We start from the raw sequence: 23,113 nt of genomic DNA, 5'->3' as shown, positions 1-23,113 counted from the left end.
TCTGAATCTTATAGTTATTTATATAACCCAAGCGTTATTAAACCAGCATTTTTGCTTTTTTATGTAGGCGCTTTGCGGCATCCATACCAGATAAAATAGCGCCTTCTTGCCATGCCGGAATGTGTGAGCAATGTTCGCCCGCCAGCACAATACGATTATCAATACTGCACAAGGTATCGTAATGTTGACGACGGGTCGACTCATTCCAAATACCGTAACAGCCGAGCGTCCATGGGATGCGGTGCCAGACAACTGATGTCCCTGCACGGAATTCTTTTGGATACTGAGGATGGATGTATTTACCATAAGCAAGCGCAACATTAATACGTTCTTGCGGCGTTAAGCTATTAAACTTATAAGACGTCGGACCATAACCATACGCACCGAGTAGCACGCCAGTACCATCTTTAAACATATTTTGTGAAGGATAAGCAATTTGCGCAATGGGCATGTCGGTATAAGTCAGACCACCAAATATCCATTCATCTTCTTCCCAAAAACGGCGGTTGAACTCTAAGCCGACTTTATAAGAGGTTTCATAAGGCACAGCGGCCATCGCCTGCTTCATTGGTTTTGAGACATTAATATCCATCTGCGTCAATATAGTTAATGGAATATTGCACACGCACCAGTCTGCACGAATGGTCTTGGTGGCACCATCTGGGCTGTTGCTGTCTACATAATCGACAGTGACGCCACTGTCATCTTGATGAATTTTAGTGACCTTTGCATTAAACTCAATCATATCGCGGCATTCACGGGTGAACGCATCACCAATTTTCCCCATACCACCTACTGGCTGAAACATCGTCGGTTGATGACCATAAGTCATATGGTTGCCATAAATATCTGCCCACATACCTGAATCTAGTATCTCACTGATCGGCAAAGGTTTTGATGGCGTTGCATCAGGCATCAAGCCACCACCCGGAAACACACTAAAGCCGCGATGTTTACTGGTCTCATTACTGGCGCGGTAACGATAATCTTTATCCAGCACACCCCAACCTTTTAAGCCTTCTAATAACTTTTCTTTGTCCTCAGTATTGACCGAGCGATCAAGACCACCAACGTTGACTGATTTCGATAGCAGCTCCGCGACATGACCTTGGATGTCGTTTTTCACATCACCCAAGCGCTGCGGCACGCCGTCGAAATGAGTACTGCGATGCAGATAAGCACGATCATTGGTTTGAATAAAGGGCTGCATCTCAACGCCGAACTGTTTGCAATAATGGAAGACGGCATAATGATGGCTTGGCAGACGCCACGGTCCACCATTAAAGTAATTGCCCTCTTCAAAATCACAGGTGACTTCTTCGCCGCCAAGCTCGGTATATTTATCACCGCTGTTCAATGTCCAGCTACGACCGCCGCCACGATTTTGATATTCAAGTACTTTGACATCGTAGCCTGCTTTACGTAACTCATAAGCCGCGGTCAGCCCGCCAAGACCCGCACCAAGAATGACAATACTAGCGCCCGGAGGTGCACCCTTCAGATCCATGGTCTCTTTAAAACTCGACTCTGACGCAAATCCTAACGTCGTCATCGCCTGATACATCGCTGTTGCGCCTGCGGTTTTACCAATCATCGAGAGCAGTTGGCGCCGCGTTGGTGATTGAAGCATGTCTTTCATAATAATGTCCTTAAAGTAGACGTTCCTGCAAGACGGTAGGCATATATATATTATTAATCAGCTCGACTTAGTTCTAAGTCTGTTTTTCGAGCTGTTGTGCCTTACCATATTGCCTGTAGATCTTGTCCTATAATAAATATGTAAATCGTCTTTATAGAATCAATGAATTAAAGACGGCGCCTAGACCGCAAGATTGCTCGTATAATAAACACAATGATAATAATAGCCACGATGATGCCGATTACTGCCAGTAAGCCCGCATATTTGATTAAGAAGGGCTTGTCAGTACCTGTCGTTGCGATACGATCAACATCATTAGCACTCACCTCACTACTGTTGAGACCACCAAAATTCACACGCACATAATTGGTAATACCAGCGATTTGCTCGCTATTTAGCTCATCTGAGAACCCTGGCATGATAGGTGATGTGTTAGTCGCGCCTTCTACCCCATGAAGGATCATATTGACCAGCGCATCAGGTTTCTCACGGCGAATACTGCTGAGTCCAACGATAGGAGCGTAACGCGCATCAGGCTGACCATAACCGTCAACGCCGTGACAGCTACCACAGGCTGCCAAATATAGCGATTCTGGTGAATTGCTGCCATTACTCACCTGTGCTTTGGCTTGGGCTAAATAATCTTTTTGCGCCAGTAAATCATGAGTGATAGATTCGCTAATGGGTGTTGGTAAACGCGAGACATCAACGGCTGCGACCTTATCATCTGTTTGGATAGCAGGCACCGCTTTTAGATAAGAAGCAATGGCATTCAAATCTTCATTTTTTAAGTAGCGCGTACTATGTGCAACCGCCTCGCCCATAGGACCACCCGCATAGGCACGCTGGTCAAGCTCACCAGTACGCAGATAAGTGACGATATCTTGTTCACTCCAACTACCGATACCGCTCGACTCGTCAGACGTGATATTTGGTGCATGCCAATGACCAAGCTGAGCACCTGATAGATACATTTTTTTATTGAAACCCATAGTGCTATTACGCGGGGTATGGCAAGTGCCGCAGTGCTCTAAGTTATTGACAATATATTCACCACGTTGCTGCGTCTCGGTGAGACCATCACGGTTTTCAGTAGACGGGACATTGAGAAAATTCCAGCCAATCATTAAGCTGCGAATGTTAAAGGGAAATGGCAGGTCAGTTTTATATTTCGGTGCTTCATCGACAGCAGGTACGGTTTGCAGATAAGCAAACAACGCACTGATATCTTCTTCTTTCATGCCACTATAAGAAGGATATGGCATGGCAGGGTAAAGCATATGGCTTGGCGTACGACCTTTTTGCAACGCAGCCTTTAAATCCTTTTCGGTATAATCACCGATACCATAACGTTTAGACGGGGTAATATTGGTTGAGTAGATATCTCCCATCGGCGTTTCGATCGCTGTACCGCCAGTATAATCTTCGCCATGACATGCCATGCAATCGGCCGCACGGGCAATGTAAGCACCGCGATTGACAAGCTCGCTATTGGCTGGACTAATATTAGGTAAACTGGCATTAGGCAAGCTAGCATTGGCTAGGCTGGTATTGACGACGCTTGCGCCTTCAGCCATCGCAGCGCTGGAGGTCATACCAATGACGAGCATCGATAACATCACAGAAAGTGGCTTCATAATATCCTCATATAGCGGGCACCTAGGGTGTTGTAATTATTATTAGGATGAATGATTGAGATGAAACATTTTATATTGAGCAAGCCTTAATGAGTGACGACTTGTTATACTCAATTGATAGTCCATTAAGTGAGGTAGCAAATCATCCAGTAAAATAGCGTGACAAAAGTAATTTCATAAGCGTAGTTACTAAGCATGGTTACTAAATGATGTCTACTCACTCTACTAATGTAAGACTATTTCGCTACTATTACTTAATGAGTAACGTATTGATCTCAAATTTTTACAAAACGTAAAGAACCGCATTGTCATTATCAGTTTTTGATAACGTAATATATTTTTTTATATTGTAATAATAGGTAATTTAAATAATACCTTTAAAATCAGTAACTAAAGTTCTATTTTTTGGGTGCATATCTTTTATAAAAAACCTATCATTATAGATAATTGTCATATATGCGCTTCATTTTTTGTCATCATCGATTTTAGTTGTACATAATAGATACATAGACTTAAGTTAGCACTCGCTTTTTTTACCAGTCAGATTTTTATAATGCTACGAAACAAACTATTGCACCGCACCATATTTTGTTTATGATAGGCGCTATTTCCACATTGCCGATCGCCGCCTGAGACACCACTATGAAGTTACCAATCCTTGCTTATATACTTACATCAGCCCTGTTAATGACAGGCTGCCAATCATTTCAGTTTGTCGACAGCCCTATCCCTGTGAATACCACCCCTACCAATAGCATCTTGGTCAAAAATACGCCTGCCACCACTGTGCAAGTTCAAAATAATACCAGTACAAAAAATCAAAAATAGTGCCATCACACTCATAAAATAAGCAGAAAAAAGGCAGATATCGGTTTGATATCTGCCTTTAATGTTTAATAAATTACCTTGAATGATTCAATAGCCATTCATTTCAAGGGCGCGACGCTGGCTGATGCTTGATAATTGTCTTGGCCAAATGATCGCCGAACCAAATAGCCGTATCAATATCTCCCCGTCCTGGCGTTTCCTCAGGAGGACCATCAAGCGACTGGGTCATCAAGCCCAAAAAGCTAGATAAACGGTTTAAATCATGAGCCTCATGACCTGTCGGCATCAGCGGTAATCCAATCCAGTTCATGCCATGCTGCATCGCATACAAAGAAATCTGCTGTAATACCGCCAGCTTATCACCGCTCAGCCCACCAGAGTTGGCAAAAGCGGCTGCCCACTTGCCTTCCCATTTACGATGATACCAGCGCTTTGAGGTTTCATCCATAAAAGTCTTAAATTCAGCAGTGACACTACCCATATATACGGCACTACCGAAAACCAGCAAATCCGCCTGATCCAAATAATCCCAGTCAACCTTGTGGACATCAACGGCTTTGGCCTGTGCTGCTGGCAATTGCTGATGCGCCCCTTTAACGATCGCTTCAGCGACGCGCTTGGTATGACCGTAGTTGCTATGATAAATAACAGCAATAGATACAGTCGGTATGCTATCAGTAATGGACGATTTGGCAGGTGTATTCATACAAACTCTAATAATGGCTATAAATGGTTAAATAAAAACAATATAAACTCAACAGTTAATCGCACGCAACAGCAAATAGCGTAATCCTACGCAGCGACACGTACAATGACCAGCGCCATTCGACCTGTAGCAGGCTGCTGCAAATGCGTTTGACGCCGATAAGAATAATAGTGGTCATCAGTATAACTACAGCTGCTAGATAAGGTGTCATCTACTATAACGCCCGCCGCACTAAGCTGATCCGCTGCCAACTTTGGTAAGTTTAGCTTGATTTTCATTGCGTCAACTTTGTCACAGCTTGACAGCTTATCAATCGTATCCTGTACATGTTGAGTCTCGCTATCACCTTTAATAGTAGCCACAGAATCTATGACATATAACGAATCAAAATGTTCAATACTTGCTGTGTTCAATAACTTATTTTCTGTGCAACCTTTTAATAATTGATTGCGAACTTGAGCGCCAACTTCATAGCTGTCTTGACTGATACAAACACCAATCCAAGCTTTGATTTGTCCCGATTGCGTAAAGCATTGCACAGTCGCTTGAATAACCCCGCAAGCCAGACCTTGCCAACCCGCGTGAATCGCTGCTATTTGACCACTAGCTGGCTGATATAAGACTATCGGCACACAGTCAGCCGTCATTATCGCCAGCCCAAGCCCTTGTTGCCGACTGACCATCGCGTCAGCAGACATTGGCGTCATACCTAGCGCCGTGCCATCAATATCATGAATTTGCTTACCGTGAACTTGGTTAACCCAGTGTAAGCGTTTGATGGGTACGTGTTTGCATGTCGACGATAAGGGTGCAAGCTGCTCATTGATAGCAGATAATAAACGCATGCGATTGCTCAGTACTTTTGCAGCATCGTCATTGACATGCAAACCTAAATTTAGCTCACCGTAATTCGCTTGACGTTGCTTTCGTACCAACTGTTCTGTGGGCTGGTCTTGTGAGTCAACATCATCGCTTGAAAAGGCAGCCGTTTGAAAAACAGCCACATCATCAATCTGTGCGAGCAATGTCATAGGAAACTGATGAGTCATGGCTGATTTACCGTCTTAATGAGTCATTTTTATGTCGCGGATCGCTATTTACTACTAGGCTCTGTTTTTTACAAGCGACTTTACGCTCTCGCCTGCAAGGAGCGGTCTACTCGTCATCATAGCCATCACTTAGCACAGCCATTAACTGCTGCATATCTTCAGGCAGTGGTGTGGTGACTTCAATATCTTCACCTGTCGTTGGATGTACGAAACCCAGTGTGTAGGCATGCAAGGCTTGACGTGGAAAATTATTAATCGCTTGACGTTGTGCTTCTGTCAGTCCTGCCCGCAATTGACGACGACCACCATAGACACGATCACCCACTATCGGATAAGTAACATGACTTAAATGCACACGAATTTGGTGAGTGCGTCCCGTTTCAAGACCTACATCCAACAGGCAATAATTGCCATTAAGCGCGGTCACATTCAGTAAATGAGTCACAGCTTCGCGTCCTGCCGTCATTACCGTCATTTTAGTACGCTGGTTGCGGTGACGACCGATTGGGGCGTCAATACGGCGATGGCGCGATAGACTCGCTGCATCCCCCGCTACCACACATTGATAATGACGATATACCGACTTATCCTTTAGTTGCTCCATCAGCGCAAGCTGTGCTGGCTTGGTTTTACCAATCAACAATAGCCCTGAGGTATCTTTATCAATACGGTGCACCAGACCTGCACGCGGCAGATGGTGCTGCTGCGGATAATGATACAGCAGTGCATTGACCAAGGTGCCGGTTTGGTTGCCCGCACCAGGATGCACTACCATGCCAACAGGTTTATTAATGACCAATACGTCATCATCTTCATAGACCACATCGATGTCTATATTTTCTGGTTGATCTTCACTATGCTGCTCTAATGTGGTGGTTAACTGCAGCACATCACCCGCTCTGACACGAATTTTTGGTTTTTGCACGCCACCGTTATACAGCAGGCTGCCATCACTGATCCAACCTTGTAATTGAACACGTGAGAAATCGGTAAATATTTTTGAAGCCAATTTATCAATACGTAAACCAGCTTCGTCTTCTATAACCGTATGCGTCATATTAATAATCACTGGCACCACTTGACCGGCGGCTGACGCTTCATCATCGTCGATATCAACAATGTCGTCAGCATCTTCATCGCTGCTATCTATCATATCGTCGTCAAGCACATCACTATCTTTTAACATAGCTTCTTCTAAAACATGATCGCTATGGATTTGCTCATCAAGCATCGACTGATTATTGTCAGGTAATTCACTATTATTTAAAACGTCATTTGGCATCGGTGACTCTTGTGCTGATGAATCAGTCTGTCGTGATTGATTCGGTGGTAAATGGGTAGTCATAGCATTATTATTCATAGCAGATTTATATATGGCAAAGCGCCTGACATGGTTTTGAAAGGTAGCTTTTGAGAAAATTTCTAATAAAGTGTTAAGCGTAACGCTATAAAAAACAAAAGGCCATTCGCTATCAATCGCTTATCATAAAAGCGATCGTCGTCGAAAAAAGCGGAGGCAATACCGTGCTAGTGTATCACGCCAAGCGCCTAAGCCCTATAGAAGCTGTGTGTTATCTGTCATTTTTTGATTATACCGCAGCGAGCCTCAGCGTCGTACTTAACTCTCTAAAATATGACATTGCTGTAATTTACTGTATATTTGTCAGTGTCAGCGACATTCGATATCGCTCGTGACAGCAGCTCATGTTAAAATGCCAAACTGACATGCGCTAGTGTACAGCTCATTGCGAGCAGCAGCATATCGTATATGCGTTGCAGTAGACTAATAACTGTACGATACTGACTCAAATCCGATGAGCACGATTGGATTAAGTACAATATAGATGGCGAAAAAATAGACGAAGCAAACGTTATTCTATAAAGTATAGCCATATTTTGCTGTATGCTATGCCACTGTATGCTTATCGAATTTTTATTAAAAGCATTTGGTTTGATATAAACCCTATGCCATCAAGCGTTTTTTAATAACGATAACTGGTATGTCCGATGATTGACATAGTAGATGACAGACCACTATTGATGCCTACGCATCGTTTTTTATCATTAACCTAATATCTAGTATGATAGCGTCGCTGCTATTATACGTCTTGTGTCGGAGAAGAAGTATGCAAGCTGTTGGCAATACGTTTATCAAACTGTCCTCAATAACCCTACTTGCGCTAAGCGTAAACTTAGTGGGCTGTCAGACTTTCAAAAACCTGACTGGCGGTAAAGACGTCGATGCAGTAGAAACTGCCGAAAAATCAGAGCAGAACTATTATAACGACGCCATTACCCAGATTGATAAAGGCCGCTATACACAAGCCATCGAAGATTTGACCAATCTGCGCACTTTTTATCCTACTGGACAATACGCTGAGCAAGCATTACTCGACATGATGTACGCACAATATGCCAGTGGTAAGTATGAAATGGCAGCTGCCAGCGCTGAGCAATTCATTAACCTATATCCTTCTAATCCGCAAGTCAGCTACGCTTACTATGTGCGCGGCGTCGCCAATATGCAAGGCTCATCAGAAGGCCTGAAACTGTTTAAGCTCAATCAAGCTGAGCGTGATACCGCCTATTTACGTATTGCCTTCGCTAACTTTCAAGAGCTTATTAACAAGTACCCTAACAGCCCTTACGCGCCAGATGCCGCTCAGCGCATGACTTTCATTTACAATCAGTTTGCTGAAAGTGAGATGAGTGCAGCCAACTGGTATATCGAGCGCGAAGCTTATGTCGCTGCTGTTAACCGTGCCAAATGGGTGTTTCAATACTATCCACTTAGTGAATCCATCCCAGACGCAATCGCGGTCTTAGCTTATAGCTATGATAAATTGGGTATGTCTGATTTGGCAGCAGAATACAAAACTCTATTGCAGATTAATTATCCCAACATGTTAAGTGCCGATGGACGCGTTAAACTCGACACCAAACGTGAGCGTTCTTTCATCAACAAATTGACTTTTGGACAGTTAAGTCGTTTTAACAAAGATACTTCATCAGTTGCGACAGGCGACTATAACGGCGCGACCAAAACTCAGGTTATTCGTAACGCCAGTCAATTAAGACTGCCAAGCGATAATGCAGCAGCCAGTGCAGCGCAAGGTACTTCACCTGTGCGCGCTAATACTGGCATCAATGTCGGCTTAGGTCTGCCTGAAGCATCCGCTGAGCGCATTACTAGCCAATCGAGCACTGGCTCTACGGCAAGAGAAGCCAATGTCGATCCGCAAAACACCAATCCTGTACGCCGTACGACATTGCCTGTTCAAGGGATTGATATCCTGCCAGCAGATGTCGATATGAATGATGAATAAATGCGCTAAATTTGAGGCAACGTCTCTCTTTTAATTAAGAGAACGTCTCTTCTTTTTAGTACATCAACGCACATCATGAAAAAAATAAGGTCAACAACAGAGTTGGCCTTATTTTTTCTGTTTCTGTTTCATTATCTATGCCCAATATTGTTTGTGCCCAATATTGCCTATGCTTAAGATAATACACCTATGGTAAACTGTTTTTTGCATGAGTATTCCAAATCACATTCTCGACCAATTAAATAGCCAAGCTGACTTAATCAGTATCATTGGGCGTCATACGACGCTTAAACGTGCTGGTAGTGAGTTTAAAGGCTGCTGTCCATTTCATGGCGAAAAGTCGCCCTCTTTTTATGTCAATCCACAAAAAAACATCTATCACTGCTTTGGCTGTAGCGTCGGCGGTAATGCCATCAGTTTTTTACGCGATTATGAAAATTTAACGTTCATTGAAGCGGTCAATGAGCTATCAAAGCAGACGGGCATCGAAGTCCCAAAAGAAGAGCAACAAAACGTCAGCTACCAGCGCCGTGCACCAAAACCGATTGCACCACCGTCAATACCTAGTCCGACTATCGACGCTAAAAGTCCTGCTCAAACAATTGATGCGCCTTCTATTAACGCTACTTCGGCTATTCAGCAACAAAACCAGTACGGCGATACCGATCAACCCGTTTATCACGATAGTAGCAACGGCTACGATGAGTATCCACCGCTAGATGCTTACGACTCAGCGTCTTATCCAGAAGATTCTTATGGCACAGACTACCAAGATGATAATAGCTATCCACCAGCATGGTTGACAGGTGGCGATACTGACGCTGCGGCATTGTACGATGATCATAGCGTTTCCGATAAAGACGGTAATCTGTATGAGCTGTTAGAGCAAATCCAGCAGTTTTATCAGCACAATCTCACCCTTCATCCACATGCCAAACATTACTTTTTATCACGCGGTATCACTGAAGATATCTTTGAAACGTTTGGTTTGGGCTATGCGCCATTTGGTTGGCAGCATCTTGAGCATCAGTTTCCGCAGGATATTGAAGGGCTCAAAGCGTTAGGCTTAGTGCGCCAGTCCGAGTCTGGACGTGATTATGATCTACTCCGTGATCGGGTCATTTTCCCGATTCGAGACAATCAAGGACGCACCATTGGCTTCGGTGGACGGGCGCTCGATGATGAAGTAAAACCTAAATATATCAACTCCTCTGACTCGCCCGTTTTTCATAAACAGCATGTGCTGTATGGCTATTACGAATCACGCCAACAACGTGCCGACAGCTGGCTGGTGGTCGAAGGCTATATGGATGTGATCGCCCTTTACCAAGCGGGTATCTATGGCGCTATTGCTTCCATGGGTACGGCGATAAATGAAAGTCAAATATCACGATTACTGACGCTGAACCCAACCCTAACGTTGAGCTTTGATGGCGATAGCGCTGGGCAAAAAGCCGCTTGGCGCACCCTTGAAGTTGCGCTACCCGTGCTTGCCGATGACAAAGAGTTGCGGTTTTTGACCCTACCCAACAATCATGATCCTGATACGTTTATTAAAAGTCAGGGTGGCGATGCCATGCGTGAGCAAATCGCGAATGCCATGCCATTGTCACAGTATATTTTTGCCTATTTAAGCGAGCGTTACGATTTAACCTTAGCAGAAGGCAAAGCCAAGCTCATGTCGCAAGTACGTGCCTTGACCACTGCATTACCTAAAGGCAGTAGCTTTCGCTATTTGCTGAACAATGACGTCTATCAGAAGCTGGGTGGTAAACGTAGCCAAAATATCGAAGCCAAAGATGCGCTGCTAGATTTTGATGGTGACATGACCATCAGTCAGCAATTGCAGCTTTGTTTTTTGTTTCAGCCACGTGCCTTAATTGAAGACCCTATCGAAGCCATTTGGCAGCAGGCAGGTATTAATGATTTACAGCTGCCAGCACACATCAAGCAAAAAGCCGCGCCTGACATCTTGCGTCCGCTGGCTTGGGAAGATTTGCAAGATATCGCCTTGCTGGATATCGTTAGCACCATCAAACGCTGCCTGAATCATTTACCCAAAGATGCCAACGCCGCCGCACACTTTATATTGTCTAATGTCAAACCAATCACCCAAGAGACACTTAGCCGTAGCTGGGGCGGATTTTATAAGACATTAATTGGCAGAAATATTTTGAGCTTGGATGAGTTGATCGAAAACTTGGTGATGCAGTTGCTCAAGTTACATCTGCAAAAAAAGATGCAAGAGCTCATCAAAAATCCTGATCATATCAAGCTGGCGATTGTCCGTAAGCAGTCGCAGTTATTAAATGACTGGTTACGCGCGCAGCAAGCTGAGCAGTCAGCGCAGATGGTTACCGTCAAATCTTAACGTTTGCCATTATTTTTGCTAAAAAATCTCTAACCCTTTAAAAGTATAGCGGCTGCCCCCACTACTAATGATTATGCCCAATAGCATGTATTACCATTTAATCATTTGGCTGATATAAAATAATCAGCAAAAAACGGTCGGTAGATATCACTACCTCGTGCTTGATTACGCTGGTGTGTGTTAAACTGTGTCGCTAACTATTTATAGCCCGATTTAATAGATGGCGATAAATCCGCCTCATTAAGCACAAATTTTAGATATTATTTTGAAGTATCCGTTTTTAGGTACCGTTATCTTTATATATTATTTTTTAGATAATGTTATCTTGAAGAGTTTTTAGCGCGACCAATTTCTAGCAGTTTTTTAGCATTGTAATTGTAGTATTTTGAGCCTTTATTCATATCAACTCATTTTTGATATTATTGACAACCTCTACGCCATATTTTGATGAATCGATTGATTACATCAACGCACTGAACGAGCGATAGCGCGTCACAATATAAAAATGTCCGATGCAAGTAAGCGAGTATTTATGAACGATAAGTCAGTTTCTAAGTCCACATCTCAACTGGCCACCTTAATCCAAATGGGTAAAGAGCAAGGCTATCTCACCTATGCTGAGGTGAATGACCAACTGCCCGACTCTATTACCGAAAGCGATCAGATCGAAGATATTGTGCAAATGCTGACCGACGTTGGTATCAAAATCTTTGAATCTGCGCCTGATGCCGATGACATCTTGATGAACGACGATTCAAGCGATGATGACATGGCAGCGGATGAGGCAGCGGCGGTATTGGCCTCTGTTGAGACTGAGCCGGGTCGCACCACTGACCCTGTACGTATGTATATGCGTGAAATGGGTACGGTTGATCTATTAACCCGTGAAGGTGAGATTGCTATTGCCAAGCGTATCGAAGAAGGCATTCGTGACGTACAGCATGCGATGTCTTACTGGCCGGGCACCGTACAGTTCGTCCTTGATGAGTATCAAAAAGTACAAGATGGCGAAAAAAAGCTTTCTGACGTCATTACTGGCTTTTTAGATCCTGAGACCGAAGCAGACAAAATCGCTGCCCAAGAAGCGAAAGAGGCAGCAAAAGAAGAACGTGAACGCATAAAAGAAGAAAAAGAAAATCCACCTGTGATCAAAGCAAAAGCCAAAGCAGCGGCGCTTGATGATGAGGACGAGGATGAAGACGACGTTGAAGAGGAAGCTGAAGAAGAAACCAGCGGTATCGATCCTGAAGAAGTACGTCTGCGTCTAGAAGAAATCGAACACTTATTTATTAAAGCCAAGCAAGCCTTGCTAGATTATGGCCGTGGTAGCACAGAAGCAGATACTGCTTATGCCCTACTTGCCGAACGCTTTATGATGCTTAAGCTAAACAATCGCTTGTCAGACCAAGTCATGGCCATCATGCATGATGTCTATGATGATGTACGTAAGCAAGAGCGTCAGATTATGCGTTTGGTCATTCGCCGTGGTCGTATGCCACGTGAAGAGTTCCGTAAGACTTTCCCTAGCAACGAAACCAACGTTGATTGGCTGATTGAGCGCATCAAAGGTAAGCCTGCATTTGCTGGTACGCTAGAAAAAGTCACTGATGATGTTATTTTATTGCAACGTCGCATTCGTGACTACGAGCAACAGCTCGACATGAAAATCCACGACATGAAAGACGTGGCGCGCCGTATGGCAGTCGGTGAAGCAAAAGCTCGCCGCGCCAAAAAAGAAATGGTCGAAGCTAACCTGCGTTTGGTTATTTCTATCGCGAAGAAATATACCAACCGTGGTCTACAGTTCTTAGATCTAATCCAAGAAGGTAACATCGGTCTAATGAAAGCAGTCGATAAATTTGAATATCGCCGTGGTTATAAGTTCTCGACCTATGCGACATGGTGGATTCGTCAGGCAATTACCCGCTCTATCGCTGACCAAGCGCGTACCATCCGTATTCCTGTACACATGATCGAGACCATTAACAAAATAAATCGTGTTTCTCGTCAGTTGCTACAAGAAATGGGACGCGAGCCAACGCCTGAGGAGTTAGGTGAACGCTTAGAGATGGACGAAGTTAAAGTCCGTAAAGTACTGAAAATCGCCAAAGAGCCTATCTCTATGGAGACACCCATCGGTGATGATGAAGACTCGCATCTAGGTGATTTCATCGAAGATGGTACGATCTCAAGCCCTGTTGATGATGCGACCGCAGCTGGTCTGCGTGAAGCGACTCGTGATGTATTGGGCAATCTGACTGAGCGTGAAGCACGCGTACTAAAAATGCGCTTTGGTATCGACATGCCAACCGACCATACCTTGGAAGAAGTGGGTAAGCAGTTTGATGTAACACGTGAGCGTATTCGTCAGATTGAGGCAAAAGCACTGCGTAAATTGCGTCATCCGTCACGCTCTGAGCATCTGCGTTCTTTCTTAGAGAATGATTAATCATAAAGCAAACTAAGCACCAATAAAAAAGCCGAGTTTATCTCGGCTTTTTTGGGTCATCGATTTGATGGCTCGAATGCTATAACTACATGTCTTCATCGAGGAATACAAGAACGAGCTTGCAATGGAACTATACAATATGTATGATTCGTATACATTTCATATACTAGGTAAAACAATGGGTATTGTTAAAATTGATGATGCGCTACACGAAGAGCTTCGTAAAGCCAGTGCGGTAATGGTACGTTCGATTAACGCGCAGGCAGAGTATTGGATAAAGATAGGTATGTTGGCCGAGGCCAATCCTCACGCATCTTATACCGATATCATCAGCGAGCAGTTAAAACGAGCAGATGTTAATATAGGAAATCTTATCGATGGCTAAAATCGCGCTAAAAACTACTGAAGAGTTGGCCATCATGCGTGAGTCTGGACGCTTATTGGCATCGGTTTTTGCTTACTTAGATACGCACATGGTCGCTGGCATCTCCACAATGACTGTCAATGATTTGGCTGAGCGCTATATTGTGGATGTTTTACAATCACGACCTGCCAGCAAAGGTCAATACGGCTACCAATACGTGCTCAATACTTCTGTCAATCAAGTAGTTTGTCATGGTGTACCCTCAAGCAACCAAGTCCTAAAATCAGGCGATATCATCAATGTGGACATTACTTTAGAAAAAGGCGGTTTTATTGCCGACTCTAGCAAAATGTATATGATTGGCGATGTGATGCCCTTAACAAAATGCCTCGTCGATAACACTTATGAGGCCATGTGGGCAGGTATCCGTGTTGTCAAACCGGGTGCAACGCTCGGTGATGTTGGGCATGCCATTCAAAGCCATGCCGAACAGCACGGTTACTCTGTCGTTAGAGAATACTGCGGGCATGGTATCGGTCGCGAAATGCACGAACAGCCTGAAGTTTTACATTATGGTCGCGCAGGTGCAGGCTTGGTTCTAAAACAAGGTATGACCTTTACTATTGAGCCAATGATTAATCAAGGCAAAGCCAAAGTAAAAATGAAAAAAGACGGCTGGACGGTGGTGACTGCAGACAAAAAGCTTTCTGCCCAATGGGAGCATACCATCGCGGTGACTGCCGATGGTTATGAAGTGCTGACGCTGCGTGAAGAAGAGACCCGTTAGAGCGTGCTTACAGTTTTCCTTGCTGCTGCGTAATACAAGAGTGATTCAAGTATTTAAGTATTTAAGTATTTAAGTATTTAAGTATTTAAGTATTTAAGTATCATCTTATTATTGCCATATTGGTAACTACTGATATCATAGGTCGCGATGATTTGAGTATACGCTGATTGATACCCTTGCCATCGCTTTTTTATACATGCCATCGATAGGAAACACCATGATTGTCCGGCAAACCCCAAACGCTCTCAAGATACTTTTTACCCTGCACGGCTCTGTCATTCCAAAAATTTATCCGCAAATTTTGCTGATCGCGCTTCTCAGCACACTTATAACAATTATTCAGCACTGGCTTCCTGACTCTTTTCCTTATTATGGTATGGCTCCTTTTACCTTGCTAGGAATCGCGTTGTCGCTATTTCTTGGATTTCGCAACAATGCCAGTTATCAACGCTGGTGGGAAGCTCGAGGGCTTTGGGGTCAGTTGGTATATGATGCGCGTAGCTTAACCCGTCAAGTGCTTTCTTTTATAGATACTGATACCGAGAATGGGCACGAGACTGGGCGAACGATGGTTTACCTGACCATTGCTTTTGCGCATGCTGTGCGCCATCGCCTGCGCGGCTCGTCACCTTGGCATGATGTCGAGCCTTTTGTCGCATCGAAACACCATGATAGTATGCGCCAAGCGCGCAACCTACCTGATTACATCATGCGCCTCATGGGTAAGCAGCTCGGCGACATTCGGCGTCAAGGACTGGTGTCAGAGCAAGTCATACAGAACATGGACGAGCGCCTGACGTCTATGACCATTGTATTGGCGGCCTGCGAGCGCATTCATAATACACCGCTGCCGTTTGCTTATATGCTGCTGGTCCATCGCACGACCTATCTGTATTGCATCATGTTGCCTTTTGGCTTGGTGGCCTCGCTCGGTTGGGTGACCCCACTGATTTGTGCCGTGATCGCTTATACCTTTTTTGGTTTGGATGCCCTCAGTGAAGAGCTAGAAGAGCCTTTCGGCTTAGCCGCCAACAAACTACCCCTGACTGCATTGTCGCGTACTATCGAGATTAATCTGCGAGAAGCACTAGAAGAGGCAGATATTCCGCCTGAGATCACTCCTATCAATGGCTATTTGCCATAGCCTCTTAGCTGAATGATTATAAAGCATAAATTAATCAATGCTAAATGAGACAGTGTCCCATAAACATGTTGCCTTAATTTATAAGATATTTTTTAATATCCTACCGTCGGGTAGCTAAATAATATAGGCAATCGTAGAGCGTTTATGAATAAAAAATACATTTGAAAATAGTGATTTCTTTCACCATTCTCGTGGTACTTGATCAGCTTAATAAAAGGTAAAAACTTGCCTATTTACGCTTGTAAGACAACCTTTATTCATGGTTTTTTGCGCATCACTTGCTAATGATAACTGAATTCGTCTACCATAGAGCCGATTGCTTAAGTACGAGCAGTTTAAACTTATATAAACTTTATATTTATTTCTGAAAAATAAACCTTGTCGGGGTGCTTTGATTTTTGATGCTTTAACTACAATTCAAAATCATGGCTGAGAGTTACCCGCGAACCTGATGCAGTTAGCACTGACGTAGGAAACAAGCGTGACATTTTATAGCACACCTCTTAAGCATACATTGCTAAGCAAGCCTTGCCAGTTTATTCATATAATCTGGTAAGGTTTTTTTGTGCCTGCTCACTGATCACCTCCTACTCTTTGCTTACTCGCATTTTATAACAGTAAGTGAACACTATGAACTACCAAACATTACGCCACCATTGCCCCACATGGGATGACTACATTCAGCATGATTTTGTCAAACAGCTAACAGCAGGTACGCTCGCCCCTGACAGCTTTCGTCACTATCTTGTGCAAGACTATTTATATCTTATTCACTATACCCGTGTGATGGCGTTGAGCGTGTATAGGAGTGATACGCTGGCACAAATGCGAGTCGGTCAAGCAGGCATCAATGCCATGCTAGATATGGAAATTGGCATGTATCTCGATTTATGTCATGAGTGGGACATCCCACTTAAAGAAGTAGAAAGCGCTTCTGAATCTGCCGTGACTATTGCCTATAGCCGCTACCTATTGGACGCTGCCATGTCAGGCTCATTAGCTGAGCTTTATGCGGCAATTGCTCCTTGTTTGATGGGCTATGGCGAAATTGGCAAACGCATTAAAGAACAAGGTTTTGTCGCGGACAATCCTTACCAGCCATGGATTGATGTCTTTGCCAGTGACGAATTTCAAGCGATTACCGCGCAGAATGAAGCGCAGATTAATACGCTACTAGCACAGGCTAACCCCGCTCAGGCAGACAAATTCCAACAGTTATTTAATACTGCTTCACGTATGGAAGTGAATTTTTGGCAACAAGCGCTTGATCTGTCCTAGCCCTATGCAAAGTGCTAGCTTTATGGCAAATACTTTTATATACCATATTTATTATAAATAAAATTTAACTTAACCCTAAACATAATAATGGACACACTCAAGGAGAAACATCATGGCAGCATTTGATGAACATGCAAGCGCGTATGACAGCTGGTTTTTTGACAACCAAAACTTACTGACCAGTGAGCTAAAGCTGGTCGCGCATTTCTTAGATAAGGATAGTGAGATATTGTCTATCGGCTGCGGTAGTGGACTGTTTGAGTCACTATTGGCGCAGGATTATGATATCCATATCAGGCACGGCATTGAGCCTTCTAAAGACATGGCTGAAATCGCTAAAAAGCGCGGCTTACAAGTGGATATTAGTCCTGCCGAGACTTGCGATATTGAGCCAAATAAGTTTGATATCATCATGTTTAACGGCAGTGTCAGCTACATCAACGATTTGGATATCTGTATTAAAAAGGCATTTGATGCCTTAAAAACCGGCGGCAAATTGATTGTTATCGATGTGCCAAAAGAAAGCGGTTTTGCCAGCTTATATAATTTGGCCAGCTCATTAAATACTTGGGAGCATCCGCTACTTGCGCATATCTCTCCTGCTGATCCCTATCCTATTGAGCTGGTTAAATCAGCAAATTGGCGCACCTCTGATGAAAAAATCGCGCTGATGCAAGCCAATGGTTTCGTCGATTTTGAGTATGCGCAGACCTTACTGACCCATCCTATGTATGCCAATGACAAGGTGCAAGAAGTCATCGAAGGCTATGACCGTGGGGATTATGTCGCTGTTTGTGCTTATAAAAAATGAGCTGATATGTGTATTAACATTTGATTATCATGGATGACTGAGCAAAATTTATGACAGATCACAGTGATCCATAGCATACTGTCATTGCCATTTTAGCACTTGAATTATAAGTTTAGTGCCACTATAAATGGTGAATAAAGCTCTTATGCTAATAGCTAACATTTAATAAAGCGAGGCACACATCATGACTGACGATCCAAAAGACAGCACCAATCAAAACAACAACCAAGCACCAGCAAATGAAAAATCAGTAAAAATGACCAACCTAACGCCCAATCAAGGTGTGATCACAGGCAAAAGGACGGATATTCAAAATCCTGAGCTCTGGGACTTTCCAATGAACTATCCACTTAGCATCATTGGTCATGAAGGCGAGCGTGAGAACTTACTCAATGAAGTGAAGCTTATTTTGGGCAGTCAGTTCCCTGATTTCGATTTGGCCTCGATAGAAGTGAAACCGTCTAAAACGGGTCGCTTCCATTCAGCACGGGTCAATCTATATCTTACAGCAGCCGATCAGGTCAATGTACTGTATGCCTCACTCGACGCTGCCAAAACAGTCCGTTTGGTCGTATAAACAGATAATTGTCGTTTAAAAAAAGCCAGCTGCTTTTCCGTCGAAATCGTCACTCGCTATTAATCACATACGGGTGGCGATTTTTTGTGGTTTGCTGTACAATCTGCGCCCTCATGATTATTGTTCTATATCCCCTTATTGGTGGGTCATTTACTCGCGAATGAAAAGCAAATGATCCTACGATTTTTACAAAAAACTTATTATTTGAGTCAATCGCGTCTAACCCTTACCCCATCGTCCTTTGCTAAAATTCGGACACAGCACAACCTCACAGCAACATAGTTTGATGCTAAAATCAATATAGTATTTTCAAAATTTTCCCGCTATATTGTGCCTACCTACTAACAAACACGCTATATGTAGTACTCAGTGAATTTAATTGTCACTATGAGTAGCGGTAGATTTTTGCCTAAAAAAACACCTATCGCGGCGCAAGCATCGTAGCATTATAAAGAATGCCTGCCGTTTACTGACTGTGCAGCATCACTATAAGCAACATTATAAATAATTACCAAGTTATCAACTTAAGAGGGCAACATGACACACATCGACAAAATCAAAGTGACCAAACGTGACGGACGATTAGAGCTTATTGATTTGGATAAAATTCATAAGGTAATCGAGTGGGCAGCTCACAATTTGGATAATGTGTCTGTGTCGCAAGTTGAGCTAAAGTCGCACATTCAGTTTTATGAAGGTATCAAGACTCGCGATATTCACGAGACCATCATCAAGTCAGCAGCAGATCTTATCTCTGAAGATACGCCTGATTATCAGTATTTGGCTGCGCGTTTGGCGATTTTCCATCTGCGTAAAATTGCTTACAATAAATTCACCCCGCCGCACCTTTATGATCATGTCAAAAAACTGACCGACGCTGGTAAATACGATCAGCATATCCTAGCTGATTATAGCCGTGCTGAGTTTGATGAATTAGAAGCATATCTTGATCACTGGCGCGATATGAACCTTGCTTATGCCGCTGTTGAGCAAATGGCAGGTAAATACCTCGTCCAAGACCGTGTCAACAAGACCGTCTTTGAAAGCCCGCAGTTCTTGTACATGCTGGTTGGTATGTGTTTGTTTAGCCGTTATGACAAATCAGATCGTTTGGACTACGTAAAGCGTTTTTACGATGCGACGTCGCAATTCAAAATCTCGCTACCAACACCTATTATGGCAGGAGTGCGTACCCCATCGCGTCAGTTTAGCTCATGCGTATTGATCGAATGTGGTGATAGCCTAGATTCTATCAACGCGACCACCAGCGCCATCGTACGCTATGTGTCACAGCGTGCTGGTATCGGCATCAACGCGGGTCGCATCCGCGCCCTTGGTAGCCCTATTCGTGGCGGCGAAGCACAGCATACCGGTTGTATCCCATTCTATAAACTGTTTCAGACAGCTGTTAAATGCTGCTCACAAGGCGGCGTCCGTGGCGGTGCAGCGACGTTGTTTTACCCATTGTGGCATTTAGAAGTTGAGTCATTATTGGTACTTAAAAACAACCGCGGCGTGGAAGACAACCGTGTGCGTCATATGGATTACGGCGTACAGCTAAATAAAACGATGTACACGCGCCTCATCAAAGGTCAAGACATCTCGCTATTCTCACCAGGTGACACGCCGGGCTTGTATGATGCGTTCTTTGAAGATCAAGACAAATTCGAAGAGCTATACACCAAGTACGAAAATGACCCAAGCATTCGTAGCCGTCAAATCCCAGCCGCTGATTTGTTCAGCCTAATGATGCAAGAACGTGCGAGCACGGGTCGTATCTACATCCAAAACGTCGATCATTGCAATACGCATAGCCCATTTGACCCAACGGTTGCGCCGATTCGTCAGTCAAACCTATGTATGGAAATTGCCCTACCGACCAAGCCACTTGATAATATCAATGACGAAGAAGGCGAAATCGCGCTTTGTACGCTATCAGCGGTCAACTTGGGTAAAGTCGACAACGTCAGCGACATCGAAGAACCAGCTGAGCTAATCGTCCGTGCGCTTGATGCCCTGCTTGATTATCAAGACTATCCAGTTAAAGCGGCTCAAAATGGCAGCATGCGTCGTCGTACACTCGGTGTGGGCGTTATTAACTATGCGTATTACCTTGCTAAGAATGGCGTGCGCTATTCAGACGACTCAGCATTGGGTCTCACCCATCAAACATTTGAAGCGTTGCAATTTTATCTCTTGAAAGCGTCAAACAAATTGGCAAAAGAGCAAGGCGCTTGCCCTGCGTTCAATGAGACGACGTACTCGCAAGGTATCTTGCCGATTGATACGTACAAAAAAGATTTGGATAAAATCTGCCAAGAGCCGCTACATCTCGATTGGGAAACCCTACGTACTGAAATCACCACTCACGGTCTGCGCAACTCTACCCTAACCGCCTTGATGCCGTCTGAGACCTCTAGTCAGATCGCCAACGCGACCAACGGTATCGAGCCACCACGTGGTTTGGTGTCTATCAAAGCGTCAAAGGACGGCATCCTAAAGCAAGTCGTGCCTGAGATTGATAAGCTAAAAAATCAGTATGAGCTACTATGGCAAATGCCAAACAATGACGGTTACCTACGGCTGGTCGCTGTCATGCAGAAATTCGTCGATCAAAGTATCTCTGCCAATACCAACTACGATCCCGTTCGTTATGAAGGCGGTCGTGTACCAATGAAGATATTGCTTAAGGATTTACTAAACGCGTATAAGCTTGGCGTGAAGACGTTGTATTATCACAACACCCGTGATGGTGCGAACGATGCCCAAGCGGATATGGAAGATGATTGTGCTGGCGGTGCATGTAAGATTTAGGCTATTGATGGATGGCGGGTTTAGCTTTTGAGCTAAATCCGCTGTACGCTGTTATCATATATTTATCTACTAATATCGAGATAACTATGATCTTTCCTTATAAAAGCCCTCAATTTGAAAACCTAAAGCGAAAGTTTGAAAACCAGATACACAAACATTCTGAATATTTAGATTTAAGCACAGAAACAAATGACCTAGTTAAAGCTGTACTCAGTATATTAGATAGTAAGAACAAAAAAAATCTATCTATTTTAGATAGTATTGATCTCAAGTATCATAACTGGGAAAAAATAGGTGTTGCACTGAATGATAACGCCTTAGCGGAAGACAATAAAAATCTGTATGATTTTTCTAAGCAAGAGAAACCTCGAGCTAGTTTAGTTAGAAAAGTCATAGAGTCGATATATATAGTATTACTAGCAGACATATATGAAGCTTCATTGATAACTACTTTTGAAACACATAGATCTTTTTTTGAGCAGGCAGTAACAAGCTTACAGTCTTACTCTTATACACTGACATATGATAGTTTAAATAAACTCTGTTATTTATGGTATATCATTCCACAAGAAGTATTCTCAAGACATTTGAATCGACGCCTCGATAGTTCAGTCATCCAAACTATTAATAATTTGCATGAACATCAAGATCTAATTGAGGAAGAAAATAGAAAAAATATTCTATTGAAACAGGACATTAGAGAAATACAGGAAACCTTAAACAACCAAAAAAGTGAATATAACTTTGTTGGCTTGTCAAATGGCTTCAGAACACTTAGAAAACAGAAGAAAAAAGAATTGAATAGTCAAGGTTATATATATTATGGTCTGATGGCTGTAATAGTTTTACTTATAGTCTCAAAATCTATCTGGTCAGCTTATTACTTAAGTGCTAATAGCTTTGAGAACCCAATATTTGTCATAGTTACTATCTCAACGGTTTTGTTCCTTTTCATACTTCTTTATTTTTTTAAAATATCATTGGTTAACGTTAGATCTATCAAATCACAAATACTGCAAATAGATTTACGTCTCACTCTCTGTCAGTTTATACATAACTACGATTCTGACACTAAGGGACTAAGAGAAGGAATGAAAGAAAGCTTTGAAAGGTTCGAGAGTGTTATTTTTGCTCCTATCGTGGCTACTGAAGACCAAATGCCAGCAACTTTTGATGGTCTTGAACAATTGACAGGATTATTAAGTTCATTTAATAAAGGCTCAAAGTAGTTGTAGGGTGCGCCCAGCGCACCGATGATATGTAAATTATATTTAAAGGTGCGCGAGGCGCACCCTACAAAATATATAGATTAACAAATAAGACCTAATTTTCG

Annotated in this window: 17 protein-coding genes and 1 riboswitch; of the genes, 12 read left to right on the top strand and 5 right to left on the bottom strand. The window is 43.3% G+C overall.

Annotated elements, in window-relative coordinates; translation table 11 throughout:
* Positions 1 to 37: 37 nt before the first annotated feature.
* Both JMX95_RS01120 and JMX95_RS01115 read right to left on the bottom strand, forming a co-directional pair.
* Positions 38 to 1,639, bottom strand: a complete 1,602-nt coding sequence (locus JMX95_RS01120) for a flavin monoamine oxidase family protein (protein ID WP_201559807.1) — start codon at positions 1,637 to 1,639, stop codon at positions 38 to 40.
* Between the two features lie 167 nt (positions 1,640 to 1,806).
* Entirely contained in the window at positions 1,807 to 3,276 is a 1,470-nt protein-coding gene (locus tag JMX95_RS01115; protein WP_201559806.1) for a cytochrome c, read from the bottom strand.
* Positions 3,277 to 3,918: 642 nt separating this feature from the next.
* Between JMX95_RS01115 and JMX95_RS01110 the strand changes: the two genes are divergently transcribed.
* On the top strand, positions 3,919 to 4,104 hold the full coding sequence (locus JMX95_RS01110) for a hypothetical protein (protein ID WP_193009190.1): 186 nt from the start codon (positions 3,919 to 3,921) through the stop codon (positions 4,102 to 4,104).
* 103 nt (positions 4,105 to 4,207) lie between these two features.
* Here the strand turns inward: JMX95_RS01110 and JMX95_RS01105 are convergent, their stop codons facing one another.
* From JMX95_RS01105 to JMX95_RS01095, 3 genes are all read right to left on the bottom strand, one after another.
* Positions 4,208 to 4,810, bottom strand: coding sequence for a flavodoxin family protein (locus JMX95_RS01105; protein ID WP_201559805.1), 603 nt, complete (start codon positions 4,808 to 4,810; stop codon positions 4,208 to 4,210).
* Positions 4,811 to 4,896: 86 nt separating this feature from the next.
* The gene (locus JMX95_RS01100) at positions 4,897 to 5,859 is read right to left on the bottom strand and encodes a polyphenol oxidase family protein (RefSeq protein WP_201559804.1); all 963 of its coding nucleotides are present in this window, start codon (positions 5,857 to 5,859) and stop codon (positions 4,897 to 4,899) included.
* 106 nt (positions 5,860 to 5,965) lie between these two features.
* On the bottom strand, positions 5,966 to 7,204 hold the full coding sequence (locus tag JMX95_RS01095) for an RluA family pseudouridine synthase (protein ID WP_201559803.1): 1,239 nt from the start codon (positions 7,202 to 7,204) through the stop codon (positions 5,966 to 5,968).
* Between the two features lie 781 nt (positions 7,205 to 7,985).
* On the opposite strand from JMX95_RS01095, the gene JMX95_RS01090 reads away from it, so the two are divergent.
* The 11 genes from JMX95_RS01090 to JMX95_RS01040 all read left to right on the top strand — a co-directional run bounded on the left by JMX95_RS01090 (position 7,986) and on the right by JMX95_RS01040 (position 23,009).
* Positions 7,986 to 9,185: an outer membrane protein assembly factor BamD gene (locus JMX95_RS01090; protein WP_087815188.1), complete on the top strand. Its 1,200-nt coding sequence runs from the start codon at positions 7,986 to 7,988 to the stop codon at positions 9,183 to 9,185.
* A 208-nt stretch (positions 9,186 to 9,393) separates the two neighbouring features.
* Positions 9,394 to 11,556 carry a DNA primase gene (locus JMX95_RS01085; protein ID WP_201559802.1) on the top strand — a complete coding sequence of 721 codons (2,163 nt, stop codon included), beginning with the start codon at positions 9,394 to 9,396 and terminating at the stop codon, positions 11,554 to 11,556.
* Between the two features lie 532 nt (positions 11,557 to 12,088).
* On the top strand, positions 12,089 to 14,005 hold the full coding sequence (rpoD, locus tag JMX95_RS01080) for an RNA polymerase sigma factor RpoD (protein WP_045452235.1): 1,917 nt from the start codon (positions 12,089 to 12,091) through the stop codon (positions 14,003 to 14,005).
* A 178-nt stretch (positions 14,006 to 14,183) separates the two neighbouring features.
* Positions 14,184 to 14,390: a ParD-like family protein gene (locus JMX95_RS01075; RefSeq protein ID WP_045446174.1), complete on the top strand. Its 207-nt coding sequence runs from the start codon at positions 14,184 to 14,186 to the stop codon at positions 14,388 to 14,390.
* Positions 14,383 to 15,156, top strand: a complete 774-nt coding sequence (gene map / locus JMX95_RS01070; protein WP_201559801.1) for a type I methionyl aminopeptidase — start codon at positions 14,383 to 14,385, stop codon at positions 15,154 to 15,156. The genes JMX95_RS01075 and map overlap by 8 nt, the downstream gene beginning before the upstream one ends.
* Before the next feature lie 217 nt (positions 15,157 to 15,373).
* Positions 15,374 to 16,300 (top strand): bestrophin family protein, encoded by a 927-nt coding sequence (locus JMX95_RS01065; protein WP_087815182.1) that lies wholly within the window; start codon positions 15,374 to 15,376, stop codon positions 16,298 to 16,300.
* Positions 16,301 to 16,672: 372 nt separating this feature from the next.
* Positions 16,673 to 16,792, top strand: a riboswitch (TPP riboswitch).
* Between the two features lie 138 nt (positions 16,793 to 16,930).
* Complete coding sequence (tenA, locus tag JMX95_RS01060; RefSeq protein WP_087815180.1) at positions 16,931 to 17,578, top strand: thiaminase II; 648 nt, start codon at positions 16,931 to 16,933, stop codon at positions 17,576 to 17,578.
* Between the two features lie 112 nt (positions 17,579 to 17,690).
* Positions 17,691 to 18,389: a class I SAM-dependent DNA methyltransferase gene (locus JMX95_RS01055; RefSeq protein ID WP_087815611.1), complete on the top strand. Its 699-nt coding sequence runs from the start codon at positions 17,691 to 17,693 to the stop codon at positions 18,387 to 18,389.
* A gap of 256 nt (positions 18,390 to 18,645) precedes the next feature.
* On the top strand, positions 18,646 to 18,966 hold the full coding sequence (locus JMX95_RS01050; RefSeq protein WP_045446256.1) for a YbeD family protein: 321 nt from the start codon (positions 18,646 to 18,648) through the stop codon (positions 18,964 to 18,966).
* Between the two features lie 537 nt (positions 18,967 to 19,503).
* On the top strand, positions 19,504 to 21,780 hold the full coding sequence (gene nrdA, locus JMX95_RS01045; RefSeq protein WP_087815613.1) for a class 1a ribonucleoside-diphosphate reductase subunit alpha: 2,277 nt from the start codon (positions 19,504 to 19,506) through the stop codon (positions 21,778 to 21,780).
* An 11-nt stretch (positions 21,781 to 21,791) separates the two neighbouring features.
* Positions 21,792 to 23,009 (top strand): hypothetical protein, encoded by a 1,218-nt coding sequence (locus JMX95_RS01040; protein ID WP_109591375.1) that lies wholly within the window; start codon positions 21,792 to 21,794, stop codon positions 23,007 to 23,009.
* Positions 23,010 to 23,113: the final 104 nt, after the last annotated feature.

It is taken from the genome of Psychrobacter sp. NC44 (assembly GCF_904846655.1).
Taxonomy (GTDB): Bacteria; Pseudomonadota; Gammaproteobacteria; order Pseudomonadales; family Moraxellaceae; genus Psychrobacter.
Note: the sequence above shows the minus strand (reverse complement) of the source record. Positions and strands in the feature narration are given on the sequence as shown.

What these genes read in the sequence shown, in the direction of transcription:
- JMX95_RS01120 (WP_201559807.1), bottom strand. Translation starts at nt 1,639, where the DNA reads ATGAAAGACATGCTTCAATCACCAACGCGGCGCCAACTGCTCTCGATG.
- JMX95_RS01115 (WP_201559806.1), bottom strand. Translation starts at nt 3,276, where the DNA reads ATGAAGCCACTTTCTGTGATGTTATCGATGCTCGTCATTGGTATGACC.
- JMX95_RS01110 (WP_193009190.1), top strand. Translation starts at nt 3,919, where the DNA reads ATGAAGTTACCAATCCTTGCTTATATACTTACATCAGCCCTGTTAATG.
- JMX95_RS01105 (WP_201559805.1), bottom strand. Translation starts at nt 4,810, where the DNA reads ATGAATACACCTGCCAAATCGTCCATTACTGATAGCATACCGACTGTA.
- JMX95_RS01100 (WP_201559804.1), bottom strand. Translation starts at nt 5,859, where the DNA reads ATGACTCATCAGTTTCCTATGACATTGCTCGCACAGATTGATGATGTG.
- JMX95_RS01095 (WP_201559803.1), bottom strand. Translation starts at nt 7,204, where the DNA reads ATGACTACCCATTTACCACCGAATCAATCACGACAGACTGATTCATCA.
- JMX95_RS01090 (WP_087815188.1), top strand. Translation starts at nt 7,986, where the DNA reads ATGCAAGCTGTTGGCAATACGTTTATCAAACTGTCCTCAATAACCCTA.
- JMX95_RS01085 (WP_201559802.1), top strand. Translation starts at nt 9,394, where the DNA reads ATGAGTATTCCAAATCACATTCTCGACCAATTAAATAGCCAAGCTGAC.
- rpoD (WP_045452235.1), top strand. Translation starts at nt 12,089, where the DNA reads ATGAACGATAAGTCAGTTTCTAAGTCCACATCTCAACTGGCCACCTTA.
- JMX95_RS01075 (WP_045446174.1), top strand. Translation starts at nt 14,184, where the DNA reads ATGGGTATTGTTAAAATTGATGATGCGCTACACGAAGAGCTTCGTAAA.
- map (WP_201559801.1), top strand. Translation starts at nt 14,383, where the DNA reads ATGGCTAAAATCGCGCTAAAAACTACTGAAGAGTTGGCCATCATGCGT.
- JMX95_RS01065 (WP_087815182.1), top strand. Translation starts at nt 15,374, where the DNA reads ATGATTGTCCGGCAAACCCCAAACGCTCTCAAGATACTTTTTACCCTG.
- tenA (WP_087815180.1), top strand. Translation starts at nt 16,931, where the DNA reads ATGAACTACCAAACATTACGCCACCATTGCCCCACATGGGATGACTAC.
- JMX95_RS01055 (WP_087815611.1), top strand. Translation starts at nt 17,691, where the DNA reads ATGGCAGCATTTGATGAACATGCAAGCGCGTATGACAGCTGGTTTTTT.
- JMX95_RS01050 (WP_045446256.1), top strand. Translation starts at nt 18,646, where the DNA reads ATGACCAACCTAACGCCCAATCAAGGTGTGATCACAGGCAAAAGGACG.
- nrdA (WP_087815613.1), top strand. Translation starts at nt 19,504, where the DNA reads ATGACACACATCGACAAAATCAAAGTGACCAAACGTGACGGACGATTA.
- JMX95_RS01040 (WP_109591375.1), top strand. Translation starts at nt 21,792, where the DNA reads ATGGCGGGTTTAGCTTTTGAGCTAAATCCGCTGTACGCTGTTATCATA.